The organism is Chryseobacterium indologenes (assembly GCF_002025665.1).
Classification (GTDB): Bacteria; Bacteroidota; Bacteroidia; order Flavobacteriales; family Weeksellaceae; genus Chryseobacterium; species Chryseobacterium metallicongregator.
In genome coordinates, this window is record NZ_CP018786.1 from 48,361 (window position 1) to 74,939 (window position 26,579).

The 26,579-nt window shown below is 35.5% G+C and carries 24 protein-coding genes; 11 read left to right on the forward strand and 13 right to left on the reverse strand.

The window, feature by feature from the left end; all coding sequences use genetic code 11:
• Positions 1–31 precede the first annotated feature (31 nt).
• From hemE to hemA, 4 genes are read right to left on the reverse strand one after another with little or no spacing between them, the layout of a single operon-like run.
• Positions 32–1,063, reverse strand: coding sequence for a uroporphyrinogen decarboxylase (hemE, locus tag BUE84_RS00225; protein WP_079240028.1), 1,032 nt, complete (start codon positions 1,061–1,063; stop codon positions 32–34).
• A 47-nt stretch (positions 1,064–1,110) separates the two neighbouring features.
• Complete coding sequence (locus BUE84_RS00230; protein ID WP_079240029.1) at positions 1,111–1,794, reverse strand: uroporphyrinogen-III synthase; 684 nt, start codon at positions 1,792–1,794, stop codon at positions 1,111–1,113.
• A gap of 56 nt (positions 1,795–1,850) precedes the next feature.
• Positions 1,851–2,759 carry a hydroxymethylbilane synthase gene (gene hemC / locus BUE84_RS00235; RefSeq protein WP_079240030.1) on the reverse strand — a complete coding sequence of 303 codons (909 nt, stop codon included), beginning with the start codon at positions 2,757–2,759 and terminating at the stop codon, positions 1,851–1,853.
• Entirely contained in the window at positions 2,746–4,020 is a 1,275-nt protein-coding gene (gene hemA / locus BUE84_RS00240) for a glutamyl-tRNA reductase (protein WP_034691745.1), read from the reverse strand. Before hemA ends, hemC begins: the two co-directional genes overlap by 14 nt.
• A 404-nt stretch (positions 4,021–4,424) precedes the next feature.
• Here hemA and BUE84_RS00245 point away from each other — a divergent pair, with 404 nt between their 5' ends.
• From BUE84_RS00245 to BUE84_RS00270, 6 genes are all read left to right on the forward strand, one after another.
• Entirely contained in the window at positions 4,425–5,450 is a 1,026-nt protein-coding gene (locus BUE84_RS00245; protein ID WP_002982450.1) for a rod shape-determining protein, read from the forward strand.
• Positions 5,451–5,478: 28 nt separating this feature from the next.
• Positions 5,479–6,333, forward strand: coding sequence for a rod shape-determining protein MreC (mreC, locus tag BUE84_RS00250; RefSeq protein ID WP_034691743.1), 855 nt, complete (start codon positions 5,479–5,481; stop codon positions 6,331–6,333).
• Positions 6,326–6,832 carry a rod shape-determining protein MreD gene (locus BUE84_RS00255; protein ID WP_079240031.1) on the forward strand — a complete coding sequence of 169 codons (507 nt, stop codon included), beginning with the start codon at positions 6,326–6,328 and terminating at the stop codon, positions 6,830–6,832. Before mreC ends, BUE84_RS00255 begins: the two co-directional genes overlap by 8 nt.
• Positions 6,829–8,874 (forward strand): peptidoglycan D,D-transpeptidase FtsI family protein, encoded by a 2,046-nt coding sequence (locus BUE84_RS00260; RefSeq protein WP_079240032.1) that lies wholly within the window; start codon positions 6,829–6,831, stop codon positions 8,872–8,874. Before BUE84_RS00255 ends, BUE84_RS00260 begins: the two co-directional genes overlap by 4 nt.
• Complete coding sequence (gene rodA, locus BUE84_RS00265) at positions 8,871–10,100, forward strand: rod shape-determining protein RodA (RefSeq protein ID WP_079240033.1); 1,230 nt, start codon at positions 8,871–8,873, stop codon at positions 10,098–10,100. Before BUE84_RS00260 ends, rodA begins: the two co-directional genes overlap by 4 nt.
• Positions 10,101–10,189: 89 nt before the next feature.
• On the forward strand, positions 10,190–10,771 hold the full coding sequence (locus BUE84_RS00270; protein ID WP_079240034.1) for a pentapeptide repeat-containing protein: 582 nt from the start codon (positions 10,190–10,192) through the stop codon (positions 10,769–10,771).
• A gap of 187 nt (positions 10,772–10,958) precedes the next feature.
• Here BUE84_RS00270 and BUE84_RS00275 read toward each other — a convergent pair whose 3' ends face one another.
• Together BUE84_RS00275 and BUE84_RS00280 are read right to left on the reverse strand one after the other, a co-directional pair.
• Complete coding sequence (locus BUE84_RS00275; RefSeq protein WP_079240035.1) at positions 10,959–11,669, reverse strand: C40 family peptidase; 711 nt, start codon at positions 11,667–11,669, stop codon at positions 10,959–10,961.
• Positions 11,670–12,009: 340 nt separating this feature from the next.
• Entirely contained in the window at positions 12,010–14,205 is a 2,196-nt protein-coding gene (locus tag BUE84_RS00280) for a glutamine synthetase III (protein WP_034691727.1), read from the reverse strand.
• 305 nt (positions 14,206–14,510) lie between these two features.
• Here BUE84_RS00280 and BUE84_RS00285 point away from each other — a divergent pair, with 305 nt between their 5' ends.
• The 3 genes from BUE84_RS00285 (at position 14,511) to BUE84_RS00295 (ending at position 18,853) form a co-directional block, all read left to right on the forward strand.
• Positions 14,511–16,202, forward strand: coding sequence for a DUF6909 family protein (locus tag BUE84_RS00285; RefSeq protein WP_079240036.1), 1,692 nt, complete (start codon positions 14,511–14,513; stop codon positions 16,200–16,202).
• A gap of 194 nt (positions 16,203–16,396) precedes the next feature.
• Complete coding sequence (locus BUE84_RS00290; protein WP_079240037.1) at positions 16,397–16,873, forward strand: DinB family protein; 477 nt, start codon at positions 16,397–16,399, stop codon at positions 16,871–16,873.
• Positions 16,874–17,014: 141 nt separating this feature from the next.
• A complete protein-coding gene (locus BUE84_RS00295; protein ID WP_079240038.1) occupies positions 17,015–18,853 on the forward strand; it encodes a M1 family metallopeptidase in 1,839 nt (612 codons plus the stop codon).
• A gap of 50 nt (positions 18,854–18,903) precedes the next feature.
• On the opposite strand, the gene BUE84_RS00300 is transcribed toward BUE84_RS00295, so the two are convergent.
• The gene (locus BUE84_RS00300) at positions 18,904–19,506 is read right to left on the reverse strand and encodes a hypothetical protein (protein ID WP_145953190.1); all 603 of its coding nucleotides are present in this window, start codon (positions 19,504–19,506) and stop codon (positions 18,904–18,906) included.
• 191 nt (positions 19,507–19,697) lie between these two features.
• Here BUE84_RS00300 and BUE84_RS00305 point away from each other — a divergent pair, with 191 nt between their 5' ends.
• Together BUE84_RS00305 and BUE84_RS00310 are read left to right on the forward strand one after the other, a co-directional pair.
• Positions 19,698–20,456, forward strand: a complete 759-nt coding sequence (locus BUE84_RS00305) for a type III pantothenate kinase (protein WP_079243820.1) — start codon at positions 19,698–19,700, stop codon at positions 20,454–20,456.
• A 49-nt stretch (positions 20,457–20,505) separates the two neighbouring features.
• Positions 20,506–21,033 (forward strand): GNAT family N-acetyltransferase, encoded by a 528-nt coding sequence (locus BUE84_RS00310; RefSeq protein WP_079240040.1) that lies wholly within the window; start codon positions 20,506–20,508, stop codon positions 21,031–21,033.
• Positions 21,034–21,157: 124 nt separating this feature from the next.
• Here BUE84_RS00310 and BUE84_RS00315 read toward each other — a convergent pair whose 3' ends face one another.
• The 6 genes from BUE84_RS00315 to BUE84_RS00345 all read right to left on the reverse strand — a co-directional run bounded on the left by BUE84_RS00315 (position 21,158) and on the right by BUE84_RS00345 (position 26,552).
• Entirely contained in the window at positions 21,158–21,589 is a 432-nt protein-coding gene (locus tag BUE84_RS00315) for a nucleoside deaminase (RefSeq protein WP_079240041.1), read from the reverse strand.
• Positions 21,589–22,206 (reverse strand): hypothetical protein, encoded by a 618-nt coding sequence (locus BUE84_RS00320; protein ID WP_238594336.1) that lies wholly within the window; start codon positions 22,204–22,206, stop codon positions 21,589–21,591. Before BUE84_RS00320 ends, BUE84_RS00315 begins: the two co-directional genes overlap by 1 nt.
• A gap of 53 nt (positions 22,207–22,259) precedes the next feature.
• On the reverse strand, positions 22,260–23,180 hold the full coding sequence (locus BUE84_RS00325; protein WP_034691697.1) for a helix-turn-helix transcriptional regulator: 921 nt from the start codon (positions 23,178–23,180) through the stop codon (positions 22,260–22,262).
• Between the two features lie 130 nt (positions 23,181–23,310).
• A complete protein-coding gene (locus BUE84_RS00330; RefSeq protein ID WP_079240042.1) occupies positions 23,311–23,793 on the reverse strand; it encodes a hypothetical protein in 483 nt (160 codons plus the stop codon).
• A 126-nt stretch (positions 23,794–23,919) separates the two neighbouring features.
• Entirely contained in the window at positions 23,920–24,678 is a 759-nt protein-coding gene (locus tag BUE84_RS00340) for a hypothetical protein (RefSeq protein ID WP_079240044.1), read from the reverse strand.
• Positions 24,675–26,552, reverse strand: a complete 1,878-nt coding sequence (locus BUE84_RS00345; protein ID WP_079240045.1) for a hypothetical protein — start codon at positions 26,550–26,552, stop codon at positions 24,675–24,677. Before BUE84_RS00345 ends, BUE84_RS00340 begins: the two co-directional genes overlap by 4 nt.
• Positions 26,553–26,579 lie beyond the last annotated feature (27 nt).

Sequence of the window (26,579 nt, forward strand, 5' to 3'; positions counted from 1 at the left end):
AGGGTTTTGTATATTTTTAAAAGAATTAATCTTATACATTCGGTTTCCAGTCAACCACTGCTCTGATGAATGCTTCTGCATTTTCAACAGGAACATTAGGTAAAATTCCGTGACCTAAGTTGGCGATATATCTGTCTTTTCCAAAACGGTTGATCATTTCATTCACCATTTTCTTGATGGTTTCAGGTGTTGAGTGAAGTCTTGCAGGATCAAAATTCCCCTGCAGCGTCATCGTATGGTTGGTCAAAGTTCTTGCAAATTCAGGCTTAATAGTCCAGTCAACTCCAAGAGCAGAAGCCTTAGACATTGTCATATCTTCCAGGGCAAACCAACATCCTTTTCCAAATACCACAACATGAGTAAGCGGGCTTAATGCTTCAACAATCTGGTTGATGTACTGCCATGAGAATTCCTGATAATCTGTAGGAGAAAGCATTCCTCCCCAAGAATCAAAAACCTGTACCGCAGAAACTCCTTTTTCTACTTTTCTCTTCAGATAAGCGATTGTAGTATCTGTGATTTTCTGTAATAATAAATGTGCTGCTTCAGGCTGTTGGAAACAGAACGATTTTGCAATATCAAAAGCTTTGCTTCCTTTTCCTTCTACACAGTAGCAAAGAATAGTCCATGGAGAACCGGCAAAACCGATCAATGGAATCTCATTATCCAGCTTCTGAAGCGTAAGTTCAATAGCATCAAAAACGTAACCTAAAGTGTCATTCACATCTGGAGTTTCAATATTCTGAACCTGTTCCATTGTTCTGATAGGAGTATCTAACCATGGCCCAACAGATTCTTTCATTTTGAAATCAATTCCCATTGCCTGTGGAACTACCAGGATATCAGAAAACAGAATCGCGGCATCCAAAGGAAATCTGCGGATAGGCTGCAGGGTGATCTCAGCTGCAAGCTCCGGAGTCTGGCATCTTGTAAAGAAATCATACTGATCTCTTAAGGCAATGAATTCCGGCAGATATCTTCCAGCCTGCCTCATCATCCAGACAGGAGGTCTTTCAACGGTTTCTCCGCGAAGTGCTTTTAAATATAGGTCGTTTTTTATCATAATCTATTGTAACTAATATTACCGGCAATATTTCGGTAACAGATATTCTAAATTCTACTTCCGATTTCTTTTCTGATCAATGCAAAGATGGATGTCAATGTATTTTCTTCAGAAGTAAAAATTTTTTCCTGCGTATAATTTCTCAGCTCACCGGAAGTGGTTTCGCCAATTGAAAAAAGCTTCATACCTTCCAGAGAATTTCGCCTTGCAAAACTACGAACTCCGCTCGGACTAAAAAATACTGCGGCATGATATTTTTCAGTTATTACCGGATTGATTTCCTCAGTATTATAAATTGTAACTTTTTTGTACTTAATGTTTTGCAAAGGAAGATCTTTATCCAGGACGTTAATGGCAAGATTACCACAGAAGTGGAGGAACTGCTCGTGCTGGCATTTTCCGATAATGAATCTGGAAAGAGTTTCAGCATTTTTCAGTACCTTAAATGTCCCAAAACCATGTTTCCTCAGCTCTCTTTTGGTCTTTTCACCTACACAATAGATCTTGTTATAATTTTTGGCTGTAAAATTCTCATTGGGTTTGAATCTGTTTTTAAAAAAAGAAGCAACTCCATTGACGCTGGTGAAAATCAGAGAATAGTTTTTCAGCTCAAAAGGACTGATCATGATAGGCTTCGTCTTAATTACCTCCACACAGTCGACCGAAATATCCTCTCCTAATTCTTTGGATATAATCGTTTGGTCTATATTTTTGGTAAATAAGATTTTCATGTCTGTAAAATTAAGAAGATGAAAAGGGCTGCGAAAGGAATTTGTAATCTGAAGTATCAGATCTGGCTTTTGATTTCTGCCATTAATTCTTTTCCTCCGTTTTCAAGAACCACTTTTGCGAACTTTTCTCCAAAATTTTCTTCCGGAGTATACACGAAGTTTTCATCCACAGCAATGCAGTTTTTCCCATCCAAAGAACAAAGTGCAGCTTTAAAACGGATCTGATCGCCGATGATTTCCGCAAATGCTCCGATAGGTGCAGTACAGCCTCCTTCTAAAGTACTCAGGAAGTTTCTTTCAATCTCTACACAGATCTGAGTCTGTTGATGATTGATCTGACTTACAATTTCGTTAATTTCCGGTTTGTCAGTATGTCCGGCTACAGAGATTACACCTTGTGAAGGCGCACAGATCATTAATGGAAGCATTTCGTAATCAATTTCCATTTTCATTCTTTTGATACCTGCCAAAGATAGAATGGTGGCGTCAAAATCTCCGTCTTCCAGTTTTTGAAGTCTGGTTTGAATATTCCCACGGATATCCGAAAAATCAGTAGTCGGATAATTTCTCAGCCAGAAAGCTCTTCTTCTTAAACTGCTGGTGGCAAGTTTAAGCTCATGGAATTCTTTATTTCTTGAAGATTCTTTTCTGATCAGAATATCCTGTGGATAATCTCTTTCGAGATAAGCGATCATTTCAATATTTTGAGGCAATTGTGTAGGAACATCTTTTAAAGAATGTACGGCAATATCAATTTCATCATTCAATAGGGCAATATCAAGGTCTCTTGTGAAAACCCCGGTAATTCCTAAAGAATAAAGCGGTTGATTAAGGTTCTTATCGCCAGAAGATACGATAGGAACAATTTCCGTTAAATAATTGTTGTTCTGAAGGTGCCTCGCAACCTCTCTAGCCTGCCAAAGTGCAAGTGCGGAATTTCTCGTTCCGATTCTAATGCTTTTCATTGAATTCGTTGTTTGGTTGTTCAACTAATATTTCGTGCATTAATTTACTAATTTCTTCGGCTTTTAAAGGGTTATCGATGATATATTTTGCAAAACGGTTGGTTATTTTCTGGATCATTTTATCAGAAAGTTCCATGTCCGTGATGTTTATGTATTTATTCTTTTTGTAAAAATTATGCATTTCATTGCGTTCCATGTTCTTCAGAACTGCTTTAAAATGATGAATATTAGGTGCCAGCTTTCTCTTTTTCTCCCACTCGATAAAGTCTTTCATCAGTTCCTTAATGATTTTTTCAGCTTTCGGGATTTCTCTTTCTCGCTGTTGAATCGTTTCCTGAATTTGTTTTGAAAGTTCATCTACGTCAATCAGGGTTACATTTTTATTTTCGGTAACATTCTTTTCAACGTTATGGGGAATAGAAAGATCAATGATCAGTGTTTCTTTTCCATTCGGGAAATGAGACTGGTTGACAATAGGATGCTTGGCTCCTGTTGCCACAATAAGAATATCTGTGTTTTTTAATTCCTGGTCAAAATCAGAATAATCAACATGAGGAATATTATATTTCTGGGAAATCTTTTCAGCTTTCTCCTGAGTTCTGTTGGCGATTTTAATTTTCGGCTGATAAACATGCTTTACCAGATTTTCAACGGTATTCTGTCCTATCTCACCCACACCCAAAAGAAGAATGTTTTTTTCAGTAATTCTTTTCTGGCTGTTTAAAATATAATGAACTGCAGCATAGGAAACAGAAGCTGCTCCATTAGAAATGCCTGTTTCATTTTTTATTCTTTTCGAAATCTGAATAGCCGCATTGATGGCTCTTTCCAGATAAGGGTTTGAATTTTGTCTTTCTTTTTTGAAACGGCTGTATGCTTTTTTAATTTGCCCGATAATTTCAAAATCTCCGATAATCTGACTCTCAAGGCCAGCTGCCACTCTGAAAAGATGAATCAAAGCTTCCTCTTTGGTAAGAATATTGGCGAACTGAAGAAAATCTGTAAGCTGTACTCCAATGGTTTTGCAATACTCTTCAGCTACTAAAAGATAATTGGGAGATGTGGTATAAATTTCGGTCCTGTTACAAGTGGAAACAACAAATGCATCACCCAGGTCTTCCTGATGGACTCTGGAAACAAAGTTTTTGATGTTCTCATCAAAGAATGCAAACTTTCCTCTCGTTTCTACGTCGGCTTTCTCGTAGCTTATTGAAAGCACGGCAAAATTTGACGTTCGATGAATGTTGGAATACTGTAACATAAGCAGTCGCAAATTTACGATTTTTTTAATTAACCTCTCTCAGATAGTGTATATGATAATTATCGTAAAAAACTATAAAAGGGAAGAAAGGTGTTTCTGGTAGAAGGATAAAACTGTAAAATAATAAAATCACCTGCTGAAAAAGAATTGTTGGTGTTTTAAAGTTTTTTATTTTGATCTTCAATGCTATGTTTTCTTAGTCTTTTTACTCTTTTGTAATTACCCTTTTTTGCCCATTTAACATCCCATTAATTTTAGTTGAAATCAAACTCTGTAAATGTCTAAATTGAAAGTTAATAAAGAATTATAAATTTTAATAAAATTTTAACCAAATTAAGTTGGTGGGAAATTTCTTTAGTACTGTTAAATTTATATCTTTGTAAACTTAAAATCAGAAGAAAAATATGAGTTTATTTGATATGTTTACGCAAGAAATTGCGATAGACCTTGGAACTGCTAATACCCTAATCATCCATAATAATAAAATTGTTATAGATCAACCTTCAATTGTTGCAATTGAACGTTCATCGGGTAAGCCGATTGCCGTCGGAGAGCAAGCCAAGCATATGCAGGGTAAAACTCACGAGGATATCAAAACCATCCGTCCTTTGAAAGACGGGGTTATTGCTGATTTCCACGCTTCTGAACATATGATCAAGGAATTCATCAAGAAAATTCCTGGAATCAAAGGTAAATTCATTCAACCTGCATTACGAATTGTAATCTGTATCCCTTCTGGTATCACTGAAGTTGAAAAAAGAGCGGTAAGAGACTCTGCTCAGAAAGTAAACGCAAAAGAAGTACGTTTGATCTACGAACCAATGGCTGCTGCAATTGGAGTTGGGATTGACGTTCAAAAGCCTGAAGGAAATATGATCATCGATATAGGTGGTGGTACTACGGAAATTGCTGTGGTAGCTTTAGGAGGTATCGTATGTGATAAATCTGTGAAGATTGCCGGAGACGTATTTACCAACGATATTGCTTATTACTTAAGAACTCACCATAACCTTTATATCGGAGAAAGAACAGCTGAAAGAATCAAAATTGAAGTAGGTTCTGCAGTGGAAGATCTTGATGTAGATATCGAGGACATCCCGGTACAGGGTAGAGACCTTATCACCGGTAAGCCTAAAGAAATTATGGTTGGATACAAAGAGATCGCCCGTGCATTAGATAAATCAATTATCAGAATTGAAGATGCAGTAATGGAAACATTATCTCTTACACCACCGGAATTGGCGGCTGATATTTACAAAACAGGTATTTATCTTGCAGGAGGAGGAGCGTTATTAAGAGGTCTTGCGGACAGAATTCACAAAAAAACAGGTCTTCCTGTATTTGTGGCTGAAGATCCGTTAAGAGCTGTAGTTCGCGGAACAGGTATTGCGCTTAAGAATATGGATAAGTTCAATTTCTTAATTAAATAATTTTAACTTTTTACGACTTTATATCTGAATGGGATTTTTGCTGAGATTATTTTCGAAGAATACTCTTTTCGTCTTCTTTATATTCCTGCAAATTATTGCTCTGGTTTTGATATTCTCAAGAAATGCCATGCAGAAATCCTGGATTGCAGGCCAAACGGCTGCGTTTAATTCCTGGGTTTCCGGATATATTGATGAAGGAGTTTCTTATTTGAAGCTAAAACAGATCAATGAAGATCTTGTGGTTCAGAATAAAGCCCTTATGACTGAACTCTATGGAAAAGACGGAGAAAAGAATCCTGTTTTCAAAAGAGTTCATGATACCATTGGTGGAGGGCAGATCTATACTTTTGTTGATGGGGAAATTGTTTTCAACAGTATCAACAGGAGAAATAACTATTTTACAATCAACCGTGGCCGCAGAGATGGAGTCTTTCCTCAAATGGGGGTAATGGCACCAAGAGGTATTGCGGGAATTGTAATCAATTCTACAGATAGTTATGCATTAGTTCAATCCGTGTTAAGTGTTAACAAGATCAGAATTAATGCAGCACTTAAAAACTCAGGGTATTTTGGTACTTTAACATGGAATGGAGATAACTCAAGGGTGATGCACCTGGCAGATATTCCAAAATATGTTGCCTTAAAAGTAGGTGATACTGTCGTTACAGACGGTAAATCTGCTATTTTCCCTAAGGGAGTTACCATCGGTACTATTGCAGGATACTCTGTAGACAATAAAACCGGCTTCTGGGATATTTCCGTAGAGCTGAGTGAAAAAATGGGAGCGTTGAATAAAGTGTATGTAGTGAAGAATCTTAAGAAAGCAGAAGTGCAAAAGATTCAGGACACTATGCAGGCTGTAATAAAAAAAGAAAATGATTAGCAGGACTTTATTTACCGATGTATTGATCATGATCTTTCTTGTTGCATTACAAATATTTGTATTGAACAGGATTACGCTTTTCGGGAAATATACTCCGGTATTATATCCTGTGTTTGTCATGTTTTATCCATTTTTCAGAAATAAATTTCAGTTCCTGGCATTGAGCTTTTTAATAGGACTGTCTATTGATGGTTTCCTTTATTCCTGGGGGATTAACGCATTTGCAACAACGTTAATTGCTTACTTCAGAACGTTGATCTTCAGGACTTCCACAGATACGTCTACGGACTTTTTCTCATTCCAGTCCCTTCAATGGGCGCAGTTTTTGCTGTTTTTATTTTCAAGTATTTTCCTGCATCAGCTTTTAGTACAGTATATCGAGTTCTTTAAGTTTAGCAGGTTTTTTGAAATATTATTTAATGTGTTGGTGACAAGTGTAATTTCATTTATCTTTATAGTCATCTACGCATTAATATTTAAAATCAAACAAAAAGTTTGAACACACGTTATTTAAAAATTTTTTCCATCCTCGTTATCATCGCCTTTATTTTTGTGGCGAGGCTTGCTTATTTGCAGTTGTTTACAGACCGTTATGCGTTGAACGCTGCCAATACATCCATTAAAACTGAATATGTTATCCCACAGCGTGGGGTGATTTTTGACAGAAATGGTAAAATCATGGTAGGTAACCAGCCTGCTTATGAAATTTCTTTTACTCAGGCTTTGATGAAACCTGACTTTGATACATTGGCTTTTTGTAGTTTAATGAAAATTACAAAACAGGATTTTATCAATAAAATCAATGTGATCAAAAAGGAGAAGTATTATTCTAAGCTTACTCCGATGACTTTCATTAAAGACCTCAGCAGAGAAGACATTGCAAGGGTTCAGGAAATTATTTTTAAGTATCCCGCATTTAATATTGTATCAAGACCTCAGCGTCAGTACGAAGTTTCCACATCCGGAAACCTTTTGGGGTATACCAGTGAGGTGAACGAAAGAGATATCAAGAAAGATTCTATTTACTATTTACCTGGAGACTTTATTGGAAAAACTGGTGTTGAAAAATCCTACGAAAAAGAACTCCGCGGAGTAAAAGGAGTGAAATATATCCAAAAAGATATCAGACTTCGTAATATTGGTTCTTATAAAAACGGATCTCTGGATAAAGATGTAATTACAGGTAAAGATATTACCTTAACCATTGATTATGACCTTCAGAGAACAGCCGAAGAAATGCTGGTTAACAAACATGGTGCAATTGTAGCTTTAGATCCTAATAATGGAGAAGTCTTAGTGGCTGCAACCGGACCGGATATTGACCCGAACCTTTTCACTGGACCTTATAAATCCAAAAACTTATATGCCCTTTCAAAAGATACGCTTTATGAAAATAAACCTACTTTTGATCGTGCTTTACAGGCAGGATATCCTCCCGGTTCAACGTTCAAATTATTGACTGCTTTAGCGGCAATGCAGATGGGGGTGATGGATGAGAAAACTATTTTCCCTTGTGGTGGTGGATTTTTCTATAAAGGAAAAAGAATTAAAGGTCATGGTGGAGCAGATCCGCTTATTCCTTCCATTCAGGTTTCCAGTAACTGTTTTTTCACCTACGCCTTTATTGCCATCATCAAAAAATATCCGGGAAACCCTTCAAAAGGGGTTGATGAATGGAAAAAAATCATGAGCAGCTTCGGAGTTGGAGAATTTTTAAATAATGACTTTGCAGTTGGAGCAAGGGGTAGAATACCTTCAGGAGATTTTTACGAAAAAAGATTTAAAGCGATCATGAAGGCAAGCGGTTCTCAGAGAACTGATTTTAAAAACTGGGATGAAATGTCCACCGGTGCTATTTATAACGGAATGGGACAGGGAGATGTTTTGGTAACTCCTATTCAGCTGGCTAATTATGTAGCTGCTATTGCTAATAAAGGATGGTATTATACTCCTCATATTGTAAAAGGAATTGATGGAAAACCCAATCCTGATCCGAGATTTAAAGTTAAACATCAGACTTTAGTAGATCCAAAACATTTCGAACCAGTACTTAAAGGTATGGAGGCTGTAGTGTTGAGAGGAACAGCAAGAGGCCTGAAATCGAATGATTTTACGCAATTAGCAAAAACAGGGACAGCACAGGTGCCACAAGGGAAGGATAATTCCATTTTTGTATTGATTGCTCCTGCTGATAAACCCAAAATTGTTGTAGTAGCTGTAATGGAACATGCAGGATTTGGTGCTACATGGGCAGGGCCAGCCTGTACAGTGATTGCTGAAAAATATATTACCGGTGATTTGAAAAGAGAAAATCTTTACAAAAAAATGATTACCTCGAGTTTCATGCCTGAATATAAAAGACAATGGATTGCAGATTTGAAACGAAAAGGATTATATGTTGATCCCAAACCTGATTCCATCAAACAAAAAAGAATAAAGGATAGTCTGGAGCTGGTAAAACAGCAAAAGGCTAAACAGCAAAAGAAAATAGAAGAGGAAGCTAAAAAAAATAACACTGCTAAAAAACCTGTGAAGCAATGAAATGGACAGAAGGAATAGATAAACTGGGCCTTGGGCTGTATTTCCTGCTTTGCATTTTTGCCATTGCAAATATTTACAGTGTTGACCAGAAACTAGGAGAGAAACAATTGGTTTTTTTCTGTATTTCTGTATTTGTAGGGCTCATTATATTCGTAGGAAGAAGTAAATTCTTTGAGAATATGGCTGGTATTATTTACATTGGAGGAGTGTTACTGCTGATAGGCCTTTTCCCGTTTGGTAAAGAGATTCTGGGACAAAAGAACTGGTATAAGTTTGGAAGTTTTACCATGCAGCCCGTTGAGTTTGCAAAAATAGGTACTGCTTTGATGCTGGCCAATTTTGTTTCAAGCCCGGATTTTAATATTAAAAATAAAAAATCTATCTGGACTGCTCTAGCTATTATAGGAATTCCGGCAGCAGTCGTTCTGGCTATTCCGGATGTAGGTTCTATGCTAGTGTTCATTGCATTTTTCATCGCATTATATAGAGAAGGATTGAGTGGTCTTTTATTCGGTATAGGATTTATTTTCGCTGGAGTTTTTCTAATCTCCCTGGCTATTCCTCCCATTTATGTTGCGATCGCAGTTTTAGTGATTGCCGGTGTTCTGATCGCCATGAATTATCATAGAATGTCATGGGATGTAATTTCTATTTCAGGAATTGCAGGTTCTGTTCTTATATTGTGCGGACTGGCTTTCGGGTCTCCTTATATTTTAGAAAAACTGCCAAAACACCAGAGAGAAAGAATTGAGGTTCTTTATAAGGGTGAAAAGGCGTTCAGAGATACTTCCGGGTATAACTTATTATATTCAAAAACAGCCATCGGATCAGGTGGAATCTGGGGAAAAGGATACCGTGAAGGATCAGTTACCCAAGGGAAATTCGTTCCCGAACAGGAAACAGATTATATATTTTGTACCGTAGGAGAAGAATGGGGCTTTGTAGGAAGTGCAGTTCTTATCCTGTGTTACATGGTTTATATCGGACGAATCTACTATCTGGCAGAACAGCAGAAGTCTACTTTTAACCGGGTATTTGGATATTGTTTTGCCTCAATCCTGCTGATGCACTTTTCGATCAATCTAGGGATGGTTATGGGGCTTTTCCCTACCGTTGGGATTCCTCTTCCGTATTTCAGTTACGGAGGAAGTTCTTTATTGGCTTTCTCGATGATGACCTTTATCTTCTTTAAGCTTAATTATTCGGATAAGAATAGTTTGGTGTAAAGGAGTGAGGTTGGAAGCTGGATGATGGAAGTTTATCATTGTTCTGCTGACCATTCGTTTTCAAAATCAACTTCATCAACACATCTTTTATGAAACAATCCTATTTCTCAGACGAAGATTTCGAGAGCAAAGATTTTACACAACTTCCTTTAGAAAAAGGTGAGTACGAAAACTGTACGTTTAGAAACTGTAATTTTGAATACGGAAATCTATCCGGTTTCAGCTTTACAGATTGTGAGTTTATCGAATGTAACCTCAGCATGGCAAAATTGGTAAAAACAGCATTCCATAACGTGACCTTCAAAGAATGTAAAATGTTTGGGCTTCAGTTCAATGAATGTAATCCCTTCGGATTATCTTTTAGGTTTGATGGAAGTGCTTTGAATAATTCAGTTTTTTATCAGACATCCATTAAGAAAACAGGTTTCAAAAATTCCAAATTAATTGAGGTAGATTTTAGTGAATGTGATTTGTCCAATGCTGTCTTTAGTGGTTGTGATCTGTCAGGCGCTATTTTTGACGCTACAAACCTTGAGAAGGCAGATTTCCGAACATCGGTTAACTATTCGGTAGATCCGGCTTTAAATAAGCTTAAAAAGGCTAAATTTTCCCTTTCTGAAATCTATGGACTATTGTATAAATTGGATATTGAAATTGATAAGAACGGCTGATTTCTTGGAAGCTGCCATGATTAATTATAAAAATATAGGTATTGAATCAATAGGAGCGGGTTTTAGCCCGCTTTTCTCTTTAACAGCTATTTCCCATTGGTTTTAGCCAAAACTTACCAAAAATGAGTACATAAAAAAGCCATCAGATTTCTGATGGCTTCATTATTTAAATCAATTATTTATAAAATTAAAAATTTGCGGGTGTAGCAAGAGTAGTAGCTGCTAAGTTATTGTAAGCTTCTCCTTCTTCGTTGATCACTCTTTTTGCGAATCTGAATTTAGGTCCCCAATAAGAATCATTCAGTGAAGAAATCATTACTCCTTTTGATGTTGCTGCGTGGATAAATTTAATCTCACCCTCTTCAGTAACACTTTCTACAATACCTACGTGAGAAATTCTTCTTCCGTGAGAAAAGAAGATTAAGTCTCCTTTCTGTAGCTCTCCTTTTTCAATTCTTTCCCCTTCCTGAGCCTGAGAAGCTGCTACTCTAGGTAAGCTAAGACCTGCTGCTGCTCCGAATACAGAAAGAACAAAAGCTGAACAATCTATACCGTTTCTGGTTGTTCCTCCATATCTGTAAGGAGTTCCAAGGTATGTTTCAGCTTCTTCAAGGATACCGTCAATGGTTTTATTATGTTTGATTGCTTTTGCAATCTCAGAATTCTTAACTGCTTTTTTAGCACTAGCGATAGATGCTGCCTTTTCAGCAAGGAATGAATCGATAAGTTTTTGCTTATCCTGCTCCATTTTTTTGTTATCTATAGAAGCTAGTTTGGCATCTGTTTTGTATTCTTTTGTGTAAGTTGCTGGTTTTGAAACCACATAATTTGTAGCACACGATTGCAAAGAAACTGTAGTAACTAAAGCAACTAAATAAAACAAAACTCTTTTCTTCATATATATTTGATTATCCGTGTTAAAAAGGAATATTTATTTTCAAAAGCATTACAAAAGTAGAGATTCCGAGCAAAAGACCCCTGATATGATAATTGTCAGGATCTTATTTTAACACATTTTAACATATAATTTACATATGTTAAAGAAAAATAAACCGCAACAGCCTGTTTTTGGTAAGTGTGCGGTTTTTTTTATTAAGATTCTTTAACAAACTCAATCGATTTTCTTCTAGATATCAGGTTCTGTGATATAAGACTCTAATTTTCAGGGCTGTTAATAAAACAAAAAAAATTCCCCGGAAAACCGAGGAATTTAAACTAATATGGAACTTTACAGGACGTTATTTTGTAAACAACATTTCTCTGTATTTTGTCATCGGCCAAAGCTCATCGTCCACCATCATTTCCAATGCGTCAGATGCTTCTCTGATCGGGTCGAATAATGGTTTTACTTTATTACAATAGCTTTCTGCCTGTTTTTGGCTGTCTGAAATACCTTTGGCGGTTTCTCTGGCTTTTAGAAGTTCTTCAACACCAAGTTTAATTTTAGAAACATTTTCAGAAATGCTTGTAATTAAACTCATTTGTTCTTTTGCCAAAGATTTGAACTCTTTATCACCAAAGATTTCTTTAAGACCTTTTACATTTTCAATTAATCTGTTCTGATAATTTAATGCAGAAGGAATGATGTGGTTTCTTGCGATGTCACCTAATACTCTTGATTCGATATCAATTACTGTAGAATATTTCTCTAATTTGATTTCGTTTCTTGCCTCAACTTCTCTGTGGTTGAAAATTCCCATTTCTTCATATAGATCTAAGAATTTCTTATCCATTTCCTGTTTTAAAGCTTCAGGAGTTGTTTTAAGGTTGTTTAATCCTCTTTTCTTAGCTTCTTTCGCCCAGTCATCAGAGTACCCGTCACCTTCAAACATAATGTTTTTACACTGTTTGATGTATTCTCTCAATACATTGAAGATGGCTTCGTCTTTCTTAAGACCTGTTTCAATTAAAGCATCCACTTCTTTCTTGAAATCATTAAGCTGTTTTGCTGCAATAGTGTTCATTACGGTCATAGATTCTGCACAGTTTGCAGAAGAACCTACCGCTCTGATTTCAAATTTATTTCCTGTAAATGCAAAAGGAGAAGTTCTGTTTCTGTCAGTATTATCTAACAAAATTTCAGGAATCTTTCCAACTACATTTAATTTTAATTCTGTTTTCTCTTCCGGAGATAGTTTTCCGTTGGTTACTTTTTCAAGTTCTTCCAATACACTGAACAACTGACTTCCGATAAATACGGAGATAATTGCAGGAGGAGCTTCGTTAGCACCAAGTCTGTGGTCATTGCTTGCAGAAGCGATACTTGCTCTTAAAAGATCTGCATATTCGTGAACTGCTTTAATTGTGTTAACAAAGAATGTTAAGAACTGTAAGTTTTTCTTTGGATTTCTTCCCGGGCTTAAAAGGTTTTCACCAGTATCTGTAGCTAAAGACCAGTTGTTGTGTTTTCCACTTCCGTTTACTCCTGCGAATGGTTTTTCGTGGAAAAGAATGTGGAAGTGGTGCTTGTGAGCTACTCTCGCCATGATATCCATCAACAAAGAGTTGTGGTCTACAGCAACGTTCACTTCTTCAAACATTGGTGCAAGCTCGAACTGGTTAGGTGCAACCTCGTTATGTCTTGTTGTTGCTGGAATTCCTAATTTCATACATTCGATTTCCAGCTCTTTCATGAAGTTCATTACCCTTGTAGGAATAGAACCGAAATAGTGGTCATCCAGCTGCTGTCCTTTTGCAGGAGAATGTCCTAATAATGTCTTACCTGTTAGTACAAGATCCGGACGAGACTGATATAATGCTGAATCTACAAGGAAGTATTCCTGCTCCCAACCCAAAGTAGGAGTTACCTTCGTAACGTTTTTGTCAAAATACTGCATTACATTCGTTGCAGCTTCATCTACAGCATTCAAAGCTCTCAATAGAGGTGCTTTGTAATCTAATGTCTCTCCTGTATAAGAGATGAAGATAGAAGGAATACATAATGTAGTTCCCATAATGAATGCCGGAGATGTAGGATCCCAAGCTGTATAACCTCTTGCTTCAAAAGTATTTCTGATACCTCCGTTAGGGAAAGACGATGCGTCTGGCTCCTGTTGGATAAGCATATTTCCGCTGAATCTTTCAATTGCTCTTCCTCCTTCGATTGGGGTAAAGAAAGAATCGTGCTTTTCTGCAGTAGTACCTGTTAAAGGCTGAAACCAGTGCGTATAGTGGGTTACACCTTTGCTCATTGCCCAGTCTTTCATCGCTACAGCTACCTGATCTGCAATATGTCTCTGGATTTTAGTTCCTTTTTTAATAGCGTCGATAATAGAACCGAATGCTTCTTTTGTTAAATATTCTCTCATGGTTTCTTCTGAGAAAACATTTTTGCAGAATAGCTCTGATAATTTCGCAGGGATCTCAACAGAGTTGTCTTTTCTGAAATCCTTAAATGGAAGGGTTTCTAATGCTTTGAATCTTAAGGTTGACATAATTGGGTTGATTTTTTACAGGGCAAATTTACAAAAAAAATGAATTGAAAACATTTTGACCCTAAAAAATTTAGGGGTGTTTTGAAAATTTATATAATTTAAACGTGTGTTTGGCGTTTTTTTAACGGGGTGTTTTTTGATTTATTGTTTAAAACATGAGATTCTGAGCCCGTTTTCTAAGGTAGAAATATAAATGTGTTATATGGAGTACAATTTACAATAATTCTACGAGATTAAGCTACTTATTAAAAGACAGTTAAAATAAAGTGGGCAAAGATTTTGTATATTTGTGTGAAATTTATTTTATGACAAATTCTAGAGCAAGAGAAACCACAGAGGCTATTGAAAGACTATACATCTCTATGAGACACTTATTTTATAGAGGATTTTTCAAGCCGGGCGGAGTTTCAGGAGAGAGTATCAGAAGTTTGTTAAAGACCATCAATCCGGAAATTTACGGAACCATGAATATTCCAAGTAAATTAGAACTTGACGGTTTGATGTATGTATTAGACAGGCTTCCGGAAGGAATTGAAGAATGCGCTTTTATTCATCTTACATCTGATGAAGGGTTTGATAAAGGAAGTTTCGAACCTATTGTTCCCAAGAAAAGAAGAAGAAACTGTTATAGAATAGACGAACACCAGATGAATATTGAGGTTCTTTTGGGCCGTTCCGAAATTTATGACATTCTTACCCACCTTACTTTCCTTTTTATAGAAGCTGACAAAATCCGTAATCTGGCATTCATCCAGGACGAAAACTGGAAGCCGACACGTGCCTTCAAAATTATTGAAGAAGTAGTAAAGGGTGAAAAGAAATACAGCAGAAAAGAAAAAGAAGTAGCACTTATTCATCTTTCTTCTTTAATAGGAAGATCTTTTGATGAGACTTTAAGAGCTTATAATACTTTTGGTGATGATCACAATCCTGATCGTCTGTTCAAAATCATTTACAACTTAGCAAAAGTAAGTCTTGATGATGCAAAAGGAAGCAGAGAGAGAGAAATTCATTTCAGTTCTATATTAAAAGAAAGAGTGGGTCACCACTATTTTGGAGAAAAATGGGCAAACAAAGTGAAAGAAGTTTTATTTGAAAACAATCTTCACATGCGTCCGTTACATATTATTTCAGCCAATATGCACTCTGTGAAAAATATGCTGTATGCCAATAATGCACTTAAAAAGAAGCAGCATCATGAGGTGGATTATAAACTGTACGAAGAGATTTCAAACAAGAAAGAACTTCGTGATAAAGTTTTAAAATATGCTTTGGAGGAAGGAATGATCCATATTGCAGACAAGAGTGGAAGTAATATTGATGTTCAAATCATAGACCTTAGCAAAACAGACCTGAAGAATACACCATTTGCAGACTGCAAGTTCGGAGGAGATGATGTAGTAATGGTTTTTGACTATGCTTTCGGAGAACAGGCTTTTGAAGTAATGGATGAATTACTTAGACCTTTTGAACATAAAGGAGAAGTATATATGATGCATGTAAAATCTGTTTCCATTATGGGTAAAGCAGGTATTCTTACCGGAGAGAAAGGTGATATCATGATTCCTACTTCTCATATCTTTGAAGGAACTGCAGATAATTATCCTTTTGAAAATGCGTTAAAACTTGAAGACTTTAAAGATGATGAATTAAAAGCTTTTGAAGGGCCGATGATTACTGTTTTAGGAACTTCTCTTCAGAATAAAGATATTTTATTGTACTTTATGAATACTTCATGGAAAGCAATTGGTCTTGAAATGGAAGGAGCACACTACCAGAAAGCGATTCAGGTGGCATCCAAGATCAGACACCATATTTCACCGGATCTGTTTGTAATGTATGCTTATTATGCATCTGACAATCCATTGGAAACGGGAAGTACATTATCTTCAGGAGGGTTAGGTCTTACAGGAGTAAAACCAACGTATCTGATTACATTAAGAATCCTTGAAAAGATTTTAAGAAGTGGTAAGAAAGAAACTTCTGCTAAAAAATAATTGTAATTCAATATTATAATATCAACCTCAGATGTATTTTGCATTTGAGGTTTTTTTGTAATTAGTTAAACACGAATATCACAAATTTATTTGCACAAATTGCACTGTTTTATTATGTTTAAAATAATGGTTTTCATTGGTGTAATTTGTGTTTAAATAAAAACCTATCTTTAAGAAACATAAATAAAATATCCATGAGCTCAGTTTCACAACTTGCGAAAAGATTCAGAGAGGTTCTGCTGGATGGTTTCTGGATCGCTAATACGAATTTTAAAGATCAGCTTTCAGAGGTGAGCTGGGAACAGGCGGTAACAAAAGTAGATGCTTTCAATACCATTGCGATGCTCACTTTTCACATTGATTATTATATTGCAGGAATTGTCAATGTCTTTGAAGGAGGAGATCTTGAGATCAAAGATAAATTCAGTTTTGATCTTCCTCCCATAGAATCTCAACAACAATGGGAAGATTTGTTGAATAAACTCTGGACGGATTCTGAAAAGTTTGCTGCATTACTAGAACAAATGCCGGATTCTAAACTTGATGAGGTTTTCGTAGATGAAAAATATGGAACTTACCGAAGGAATATCGACGGAATGATTGAGCACAGCTACTATCATCTGGGGCAGATTACTTTAATTAAAAAACTGTTGAAAAGCAGATCAAACTAACCATTCATATTTTCAAAAAAGAATTTAACAACCCGAATTAAAATCCATCTAAAACCATAACAAACAGAATAAAACCTCAGAATAACTCCTATTTGAGGTTCTTATTTAAATTAACTACCTTTAGAAAAAATAAAATTTTAAATGAGAAAATCGGCTGCAATCATTTTTGCGTTTATCATTTCACAATTTCAGGCTCAGCAAGGAGCTTATTATCAGCAGGCTGCGAAGTACAAGATGGATATTGATGTCAATGCTGAAAAATTTACCTATCAGGGAAAACAAACTTTAGAATACACCAACAATTCTCCGGACGAGCTGAATGTGGTTTATTTCCACTTATACTGGAATGCTTTCAAACCTAATTCTATGATGGATCAGAGAGTAGCTTCCCAAGGCAAAAATGGTGATGGGAGACTGCAGAAAGACGGTATTTCAAGACTGGCTTCTATTCCTAAAGATCAGGAAGGAGCTCAGAATATCCACTGGATTAAACAAAATGGAAAAGACCTGAAATTTGAAGTTCAGGAAACCATTATGAAAGTATATCTGGCAGAACCTATCAAGCCAAATTCTACCACTACATTTACAATGGATTGGGATTCTGTAATCCCTCAGCAGATCAGAAGAAGCGGAAGAAACAACAGAGAAGGTATTGATATGACCATGACGCAATGGTATCCTAAAATTGCTGAATACGATTATGACGGCTGGGCAACTTTCGATTATCTGGGAAGAGAATTCCATGCGCCGTTCTCTGATTTTGATGTTACCATTAAAATCAACAAGGATTATGTAGTGGGAGCAGGAGGAATTCTGGAGAACCCAACAGAAGTAAAAGGCTATGATGCCAATGCAAAAATAAAAACAGAAAAAGATAAAAAGGCAATCTGGAAATGGACGGCAAAAAATATTCTTGATTTCGCATGGAGTGCAGACAGAGATTATTCTGTAGAAAGCTTCAATGTTCCGGAAGGTCCGAAAGTATATCTGGTTTATCAGAAAAATGATAAAACGAAGGCATGGGGAGAATCACAGCCTTATATCACGAAATATTTCCAGATCATGAATGCTCACTTTGGAAAATATGTGTATCCAACTTACGCATTTATCCAGGGAGGAGATGGCGGAATGGAGTACGGAATGTGTACCATGATTTTAGGAGAAGCTAAAAACGTTAAAGATTTAATGGGCTTAATGGCTCACGAAGGATCTCATTCATGGTATCAGCAGATGCTGGCTACGAATGAATCTGTACGCCCATGGATGGATGAAGGTTTTACAAGTTATGCAGAAGGCTATACTATGTATCAATTATTTCCTGAAGATCTGCCAAATCCTTTTATGGAAAGGCTCGATGCATACAGAAAATTTGTTAAAAAAGGAATCGAAGAACCGGCTGTTTGGTTAGGTGATCACCACGATAACGGGACGTCTTACACGTTTGCATCATATGTAAAAGGTGAGTTATACCTGGTACAGCTCGGATACATTATGGGAGAGCAGAAACTAGCAGAAACCTTAAAGCAATATTATGATCAGTGGAGTATGAAGCATCCTTCAGACAGAGATTTCCTTCACATTGCACAGAAAGTATCAGGAATGGATCTGAAGTGGTTCCATAACTATTGGATCAACACAACCAAGACGATCGATTACGGAATTAAGGATGTGAAATACGATGCCAAGTCTACTACCATTACCTTAGTCAACAATGGCCAGGTTCCGATGCCAATTGATTTTGGAGTGATGACTACGGATAAGAAAGTAATCACTTATCAGATTCCAATGAATATGACTCATACATGGAAAGAAAAAGACATCTACGGAGAGTTTAAAACAATGCCTTACTGGCCTTGGACTCAGAAAGAATATACGCTTACCATTCCCTACACAAAATCTCAGTTATCTGTTCTGGGAATTGATTTCAGCCAGAGAATTGCAGATGTGAATATGGAAAATAACTTTGTTGAAGTGAAATAACAATAGACCTATACAACGAAAAAATCCACAGACTTATCTGTGGATTTTTTTTATTTTATTCCAAATTGCTGTACCATCCAATGATTTGGATGATTTTGGGTAAGATCTTTCCTCAAAGCTTCATCTTTGGTATTTAAATAACTGTAAACCTTTAAAGGAACAGAATCCGGGTATTCTTTTAAGCCGTTTACAATTGTAGTTTGTGCTTCTTCTTTTTTTGAGCCGCTATCTAAGGCCTCTGCCTTAAAAATGTAAATAATTGCCGGGAGTTTTCCATATACTTCTTTTGTTTCACTTTCCAGAAGATGCATCGTTTCTATCTGAAACACAGGATTGGGGTTTTTTCCTTCTGCCACTGCCTGGCTGATGTGCTGCTGATACATCAGAAAAAGATAAAGCAGATGCATATTTTTGGTATCCGGATCAGAAACTGCTTTTTGAAATTTGTGGGTAAACTCGGGAGTTATTTCATCATTATCTGCCTGAAGATTTTTTTGATAAAACTCATCCATCAGATCATACACTGTCTTATCCTGAGTATCAATTTTTGACTGACTCTTTATTTTTTGTAAAATGCTTGCCATTGAATTGCCGGATTGTGCAAAAACAGAGATGCTGAGGCATAGTAAAGTACCGAGGATCAGTTTTTTCATGAGATAGTCAGAATAATTATATTGTGTTATTAAATATAGTGATTTGTTCCGGAGAAAGAAAAAATAAGTGAGCCATTGTAATTTAGTTTGATAATGGCAGGTTCTTTTTTTTAAAATTATTAAATTTATTGCCTCAAAATCAAGCGGGAATTTCAAGTAGATTTAATGAATTTCTTCTGAAAAATATGTCAATGAATTCAATTGTAATAAATGTAGGAAACAGCAATATCAGATTTGGTCTTTTCAATGGGGATAATTGTGATATTTCGTGGGTAATCAATACAAAGCCTTACAGAACGGCAGATGAACTTTATGTACAGATGCTGATGCTCTATCAAACCTATAAAATTGATCCCAAAGAGATTGATAAGGTAATTATAGGATCCGTAGTACCTCAGCTTACCAAAGTCATGAGTTCCGGGATCAAAAAAATTCACGGAACTACTCCTGTGATTGTTGACAGAAACACCCCTTCCGGAGTACAGGCAAAATCCAAGCAGATGGGAACAGATATCTATGCAAATCTGGTAGCTGCACACAATTTGTACCCGAACAGAAAGAAGATTGTCATAGATTTCGGAACAGCACTTACTGCAAGCTGTGTGACAGAAACAGGGGAAACCTTAGGGGTAATTATCGCTCCGGGAATTGTGACTTCTCTGAATTCATTAATTAACCAGACCGCACAGCTTCCGGATATCGAACTGAAGAAACCAAAATCTGTTTTGGGACTGGATACGGTAACGTGTATGCAAAGTGGTATGGTATATGGTTTTCTCGGTATGGTAGAAGGTTTTGTAACCCGTATCAATGAGGAAGTGAATGACGACTGTTTTGTAGTGGCAACAGGAGGTGTTTCCCATGTCTACAAGCCTTTGACGGATAAGATTCATGTGATGGACAGGCTTCACACCCTTAAAGGTCTTTATTTTCTTGGTAAGGATTTATAAATTACAGAGTAAGAGTCGAGTTGAATCAGGATACCTTAATTTTAGTATAATGAACAAGTTTCCTATAATAGAAACCGAAAGATTGACGCTTTCACAACTGGAAGAAAGAGATATTCCTTTTATAGTTGAATATCTTCAGCATAGAATTTTTTCTGATCTTACTTCCAATATTCCTTATCCATATGTGGAAAATGATGCGAGATCCTGGGTGAAAATGTCAAAAGAAGCTTTTGATAACCATACCGGATATACTTTTGCAATCCGGAATAAGGAAAGTCAAATCATAGGAGCTATCGGGCTGCATGACAGGGATGATGATAAAGCTGAACTTGGATATTGGATAGGAATTCCTTACTGGAATAAGGGATACGTTACTGAAGCTGCAAAAGCAATTGTAGATTTTGGTCTTAATGAAATGAGGTTTAACAAAATTTTTGCTACTCATTTCCTTCACAATCCGGCTTCCGGGAGAATTATGGAGAAGATAGGAATGGAGCAGGAGGCCATATTAAAACAGGAGATGAAGAAGGATGGTGAATATTTTGATATTGTGAGATATTCTATTTTTAAAGACTGATCAGAAGGAATATAAAAACTTTCGGATTTTATAAAAAAAACAAAAGCCAGAGAAAATTATTCTCTGGCTTTTTATATGTTATTATTCCAGCCCAAATACACTTGATTTTTTGAATGGATCAGGGTTATCTTTTATTTTTAAAAAAGTCTTTAACGATAGAAGAGCATTCGGCTTCCATAATTCCTGTGATAATTTCTGTTTTAGGATGCAGAGAAAGATGTTTATTGATAAAACCTCTTTGTTCATCCCGTGCTCCAATCACTACTTTCGAGATTTGAGACCAGGAAAGCGCGCCTGAGCACATCACACATGGTTCCATCGTTACATAAAGTGTACAGTCTTTCAGGTATTTTCCTCCCAGGAAATTAGCTGCTGAGGTGATGGCCTGCATTTCTGCATGGGCGGTCACATCATTTAATGTTTCTGTGAGATTATGAGCTCTTGCAATAATTCTGTTGTTGGAGACTACCACACATCCTATAGGAACCTCATCTTTTTCTAAAGCGGTTTCTGCTTCCTGCAGCGCCATTTTCATGTAATATTCGTCGGTAAACATTAGTCCGTTATTGTTAAAGTTAAAGGAAGTCTGAAATGATAAATGGTAGGGTTGCCTTTCAGTATTGCAGGAGAAAATTTTTCCGCCAGAGAATATAATGCAATTTCTGCCTGTCTGTTGAAGGTGAAATTATTTCCTTGCGCATGAACATTGCTGACAGTTCCATCTTTCTCAACAATAAAAGCGACATCGGTTTTCACCATTTTTTCTTCAGAATAGACACCGTCAACATACAAAAGATTGGCAACTTCCTGCCTCAAAGAATTAATTCCACCAGGATAATCTGCAATTTTTTCAGCATCTGAGAATTTTTCAGATGAGGTAAAGCTGGGATTTTTGATGGTCTGCAGATCTTCAAGGTTTCTGACTTTTAATAAAGCTCCAATCAGAGCATTATTTTCAATGCTGTCCATTTTTTTCATAAAAAAAAGAAAATCGCCTTTTATAGCAGCTTTTTTAACTGTATTGGATTCTGCATCAAATTTCTTTTTGAACTCTTTATTCAGCATATTTCTGTGCTGGTTATAGTAGCTCTTCACCAGTCTGAACTCTTCTTTCTGCTGTGCAAGAAAAAAGGAAGAGATAAAGCAGCTGATGCCAATGAATAAAGTTTTCAATAAGGGTTTATTTATGTAAATATAACAAAAAATATGAAATACTTTCTTTATGATCAGCTTTCAAGATAACGGTTTAAAGATTCCTGCAAATGATTGCGAATATCATCAACTAAACCTTTCGGTTCCAGAACGGTTACCTCTTTTCCAAATGAAAGAATTTCCTGCATGAAATCATAAGTAGGGTGGAGGAAGAACTCAAAATAGATCTCTTCCGGCGTTTCTTTGGTTTCTTTCTGGGATTGATGAAGAGGGAAACTTCTGATGTATTCTCCCTGATGGCGGCTGCATTTCAATACAATGTTTTGTGGTTTCTGTTCCGCAAGGTTCATCACTCCGAATGCATTTTTGAAATGCTCTCTGAAGTTGTATTTGTACTTCTCCCTGAACTGATTTTTGGCTACATCCAGATAGTTGATTCTGTCCAACCCAAATGATTTTAAAACTTTATCTTTTGTATCAATGGCAATAAGATACCATCGGTCTTTAGATTCTTTTAAAGCCAGAGGATGAACTTTTCTGGAGGTCATCAATTTGTTTTTATAATTGTAGTGTTCAAAACTTACAACCCTTTTATTTCTGATCGCGAAGAACAGATCATAAAAATGTTCTACACCGGTAGGTTTTCGACTTTCAAAAAAGATAAAATCTGAAAAATCGGGGTGGGTATTCATGGCGTTACTTACCTGGAAAGATTCAAGGAGTTTTTGGTTGTATTCATCCACTTCCATGATGGGGCGGCTCTCAATATAATATCGGTTGTCTCCCTTTTTTTTGTTGTGAATAGAAAGGTTGAAAAGATCGGAAATCTCCCGGATATCCCTCTGCAGGGTACGGATAGAGTAGCTCTTGATTCCTGCATCCTGGAATTCAAAAGAGTTTAAAAGATAGTCCTCCAGCTGTGAATAGGTCGCCGGAGAACTTTCTAATCTTTTAATTATTAAGGCATATCTTGTCAGATAAAAATCTTTCTTCATTTCTCTATTTTTAGGGTGCAGCAACGCTGCGTTTCATGGTAAAGTTTTATAAGACAAATATATGCGGTTCATGCGACAAAACGTGTCGTGTTTTATTTTTTGTTTTTAAATAGATCCTTTTAATAGGCATTTATTTTTGGTCTTCAATAGTAGCTACCGTAATATACAAAGGGAGACCTTCTTCGAAACTACTTTTTAGATGATTGTAAAAAAGTTGAAAATAATACAAGTTTTTATCTCTGACATTTTCCCGAATATTATAATGATATAATTCACCAAGGAATTCTTTTATATCTTCATAAAAAACAGAACGATTTGCAATGGGATCAAAATGTTCGTTTTTGTAAGTTTTCAAATATTCCATAGGATTTTTGGTATGCTCTTCCGGTACTTTTTTCATGGTTTTCAGCACATTTCTAATTTTATTCTCCAGTGCATCAACAACAAACTCCCATGTGTTGGGTTCATAGTAAGAGTCTTTCTTCCCAAAGCCTTCTCCTAAAAGCTCTTCAAAAACTTCTTTTTTGAAATCAAACTCATTCCATTCAGGATTTTCTTTATAGTTCTCCGTGCGTATATCAAAGCCTAGATAGGTGCCATATGGGTTATACAATCCTTTTTTTTTACATCTGTTAATGAAATTATGATTTTATCTATTTTTTCTTCTTTCATAATACAGTAATTTTTATAAGTCTCATCATATTCCACGTTATTATGGTGAAGACTTACCTTTTCAGTTTTAAATTTTTTTGAAATCCTGTTCTTGGAAGTCTTTATCATTAATACTATTGTAATTAATATTATGGCGTTTTAAATAATCAACTGCATCTTCCTTATTCCCTTTTATAATTGTTTTTCTCATTAAAAGATTCATTTGCCTATCAACCTTCTCATAAATAATAATTTCAAACTTATTTTTAGCGCTGTTAGAGGTTAATGATAAAGTGTTGTAGTACAATATATTGATTATTTTAAAATCTTTGTTAATATCAATATATTCATTAGATATTACATGGGTTTTGCATAGGAAACTTTTTGAAATCCATGTTTTTGTGTTATCATTATCACAGCTACTACTTAGCATAAAAGAGTTTAAATATGTATTAATATACTTAACTCCTGAATTATCTTTTTGTGATTGTATAAATAATTTATTTGTATCAATTTCTAAAAAATTCAAACAGTTTTCCTTGTTGTTCTCATATTGATCAAATTTGAATTTTATATTATATTGATTGGGGAAATCTTCAATTTTTATTGTGTAATTTTTATTTTTACTTTCTTTATGCTGAGTGGCAAACTTTAAAGGTAGAATATCAGACTGAATATATTCTTTGGAATTACTATTATAATTGGTTACAGCTTCTTGGAAAGCCTCATATAGAGAACCTTGAAAAACATAATTCACCTGTTTTTTAAAATCATATTGTAAAGCGCCTTGAGCTGAAAATTGTAATGGAATAAATATAGAAAGTATAAATTTAAATAGGGTTTTCATAATTTATTTAGAGTTTTGGTAATTTCATTAGCAAAAATAGTCAAAATTTTATCACTAGAATTTTTAATTTCTGAATAATCACCATTATATTTTTTTTCCATTGCTCTCATGAGGAAATCCATTAAATTTCTGCTATAATCCCACATATAACCTGTTTCTTTTGTGAAATCGATGAGGCCGGATTGGTTTCTGTCAGTATGTTGCTCAAAATTAAGTTCTGCAACTGTATTCACATGCGAAGAAACACTCTCTCTTATTTTATCCCATTGGTATTTAATAAAGGACCTTCTATCAGCATCACCATTTTTAGGGTAATCCATAATATTTTCAAGAGTTTTTTGCTGAGGAAGTTTCAGATCCCCTATTTGTGGACTGCTTCCTGAAATATCAAAAGTATGCCTTACACCGAAGCAGTGTGCAATTTCATGAGCTAAAGTCATTGTTTTTCCAATAGCATTATTGGGAATAATGATTTCTTTTGCATCGAGAAAAGCCATTGCTTCATCACGGGAAGTAGTTGAAGTAGTTGCTGTTGTAGTTGTAGTTACCTTTGTTTCGATGTTATGACATATAAATGCAAAAAGATAATTTATTTTAAATTCATGATGTAAATAACCATATAATCTATCTTTAATAAAATCATATCTTTTCATAACACTACCTCCTGAATTGAAAGGCTTTGTAATATCCAGGTCATCTAATGTTCCCTTTAGTGAGGAGGATGGATCAATTAGCTTTCTTGTAGCAGTTCCGTCATTTACATCGAGATTTTTTAATTCTGTTTCAGTATTTATTATAATTTCATTAATTATTTCTTCATAGAATCTGGACGTTATTATTCTTAAAGCTTTATTTAAATCATTGAGTTCATATGGCTTTCCAGCTCCCTTATTTGTCAAAATATTGGAAATTGGCTGCCCGTCATATTTTCCATCTACAAGTTCTTGATCATTAGCTTTAATAAACATTGTTTTATTTGCTCCTCCGGAAATTAATTCCACAGACGATTGATTTAAAGCTTTCATATTTAAATCATTTATCATTGTTGTACCATTGAAGGGAGCAGTTGGAGTCGTAGTATTATAAAAAACATCAATAAAGAAGGATTTTGCTTTTAACAATTGATTAGGTAATAGATTTATTTTGCCTATTTCCAATTCTTTTCCTGTGCCATCATTGATAAAAGCTGTTACTGTTGTTTTGTCAGCAATAAATTCGCTGGCCTTAGTTTTAATAATAAAATCTAAAACATCCTCATTATTATTAAATGTAAGAGAGGGGGTAAAAGTTTCAATACCTTTATTATTAGATAATTTGAATGAAACAATAGCACCTAATTTTGAAGCATTATCTGTGTCGAAAAATTTGGCAGACAATACGACTTGTTGACCTGGCTTAATAAGTACATTGGGAATATAATAACTGATATCTGTCATTTTTTTGTTCCTTTTTGATAATGTGTATGTTTCATCAATAAAGTAAGATACTGGCGGAGCTTTTGGGTCTTTTAATTCGTATGTAAGATTAGGATCTTTTTCATAAAAAGATTCAAGTTTTCCTACAATTTTTTCTCTTGATTTGTCGTCAACTGTTTTTCCGCCAACTACCTTTTTTTCATAGTATCCGTTTTTGTAGACATCAGTATTATTACCATATAGATGCTGGCAAAACATATCAAAACCAAATGATTGATTATATTTCATATCGTTGTTTTTACCAGATGAATCTTTAGGAAGACCCTTCGCCTGATCTGAAGATCTAAAAAACATTAATAATTTGGGAGATGTGGCACTAAATTTCCTATGATTAGCCTTATAAACATCTACATCTGCCACACCAATTTTCGCGAGGTTTCTAATATCTATATTTTTCATTTCTTAAGTTTTTTGAAATTAAAAATT

What these genes read in the sequence shown, in the direction of transcription:
- BUE84_RS00305 (WP_079243820.1), top strand. Translation starts at nt 19,698, where the DNA reads ATGAATTCAATTGTAATAAATGTAGGAAACAGCAATATCAGATTTGGT.
- BUE84_RS00310 (WP_079240040.1), top strand. Translation starts at nt 20,506, where the DNA reads ATGAACAAGTTTCCTATAATAGAAACCGAAAGATTGACGCTTTCACAA.
- BUE84_RS00270 (WP_079240034.1), top strand. Translation starts at nt 10,190, where the DNA reads ATGAAACAATCCTATTTCTCAGACGAAGATTTCGAGAGCAAAGATTTT.
- rodA (WP_079240033.1), top strand. Translation starts at nt 8,871, where the DNA reads ATGAAATGGACAGAAGGAATAGATAAACTGGGCCTTGGGCTGTATTTC.
- BUE84_RS00255 (WP_079240031.1), top strand. Translation starts at nt 6,326, where the DNA reads ATGATTAGCAGGACTTTATTTACCGATGTATTGATCATGATCTTTCTT.
- BUE84_RS00230 (WP_079240029.1), bottom strand. Translation starts at nt 1,794, where the DNA reads ATGAAAATCTTATTTACCAAAAATATAGACCAAACGATTATATCCAAA.
- hemC (WP_079240030.1), bottom strand. Translation starts at nt 2,759, where the DNA reads ATGAAAAGCATTAGAATCGGAACGAGAAATTCCGCACTTGCACTTTGG.
- BUE84_RS00275 (WP_079240035.1), bottom strand. Translation starts at nt 11,669, where the DNA reads ATGAAGAAAAGAGTTTTGTTTTATTTAGTTGCTTTAGTTACTACAGTT.
- BUE84_RS00345 (WP_079240045.1), bottom strand. Translation starts at nt 26,552, where the DNA reads ATGAAAAATATAGATATTAGAAACCTCGCGAAAATTGGTGTGGCAGAT.
- hemA (WP_034691745.1), bottom strand. Translation starts at nt 4,020, where the DNA reads ATGTTACAGTATTCCAACATTCATCGAACGTCAAATTTTGCCGTGCTT.
- BUE84_RS00300 (WP_145953190.1), bottom strand. Translation starts at nt 19,506, where the DNA reads ATGAAAAAACTGATCCTCGGTACTTTACTATGCCTCAGCATCTCTGTT.
- BUE84_RS00285 (WP_079240036.1), top strand. Translation starts at nt 14,511, where the DNA reads ATGACAAATTCTAGAGCAAGAGAAACCACAGAGGCTATTGAAAGACTA.
- BUE84_RS00315 (WP_079240041.1), bottom strand. Translation starts at nt 21,589, where the DNA reads ATGTTTACCGACGAATATTACATGAAAATGGCGCTGCAGGAAGCAGAA.
- BUE84_RS00340 (WP_079240044.1), bottom strand. Translation starts at nt 24,678, where the DNA reads ATGAAAACCCTATTTAAATTTATACTTTCTATATTTATTCCATTACAA.
- BUE84_RS00325 (WP_034691697.1), bottom strand. Translation starts at nt 23,180, where the DNA reads ATGAAGAAAGATTTTTATCTGACAAGATATGCCTTAATAATTAAAAGA.
- BUE84_RS00280 (WP_034691727.1), bottom strand. Translation starts at nt 14,205, where the DNA reads ATGTCAACCTTAAGATTCAAAGCATTAGAAACCCTTCCATTTAAGGAT.
- BUE84_RS00245 (WP_002982450.1), top strand. Translation starts at nt 4,425, where the DNA reads ATGAGTTTATTTGATATGTTTACGCAAGAAATTGCGATAGACCTTGGA.
- BUE84_RS00290 (WP_079240037.1), top strand. Translation starts at nt 16,397, where the DNA reads ATGAGCTCAGTTTCACAACTTGCGAAAAGATTCAGAGAGGTTCTGCTG.
- hemE (WP_079240028.1), bottom strand. Translation starts at nt 1,063, where the DNA reads ATGATAAAAAACGACCTATATTTAAAAGCACTTCGCGGAGAAACCGTT.
- BUE84_RS00295 (WP_079240038.1), top strand. Translation starts at nt 17,015, where the DNA reads ATGAGAAAATCGGCTGCAATCATTTTTGCGTTTATCATTTCACAATTT.
- mreC (WP_034691743.1), top strand. Translation starts at nt 5,479, where the DNA reads ATGGGATTTTTGCTGAGATTATTTTCGAAGAATACTCTTTTCGTCTTC.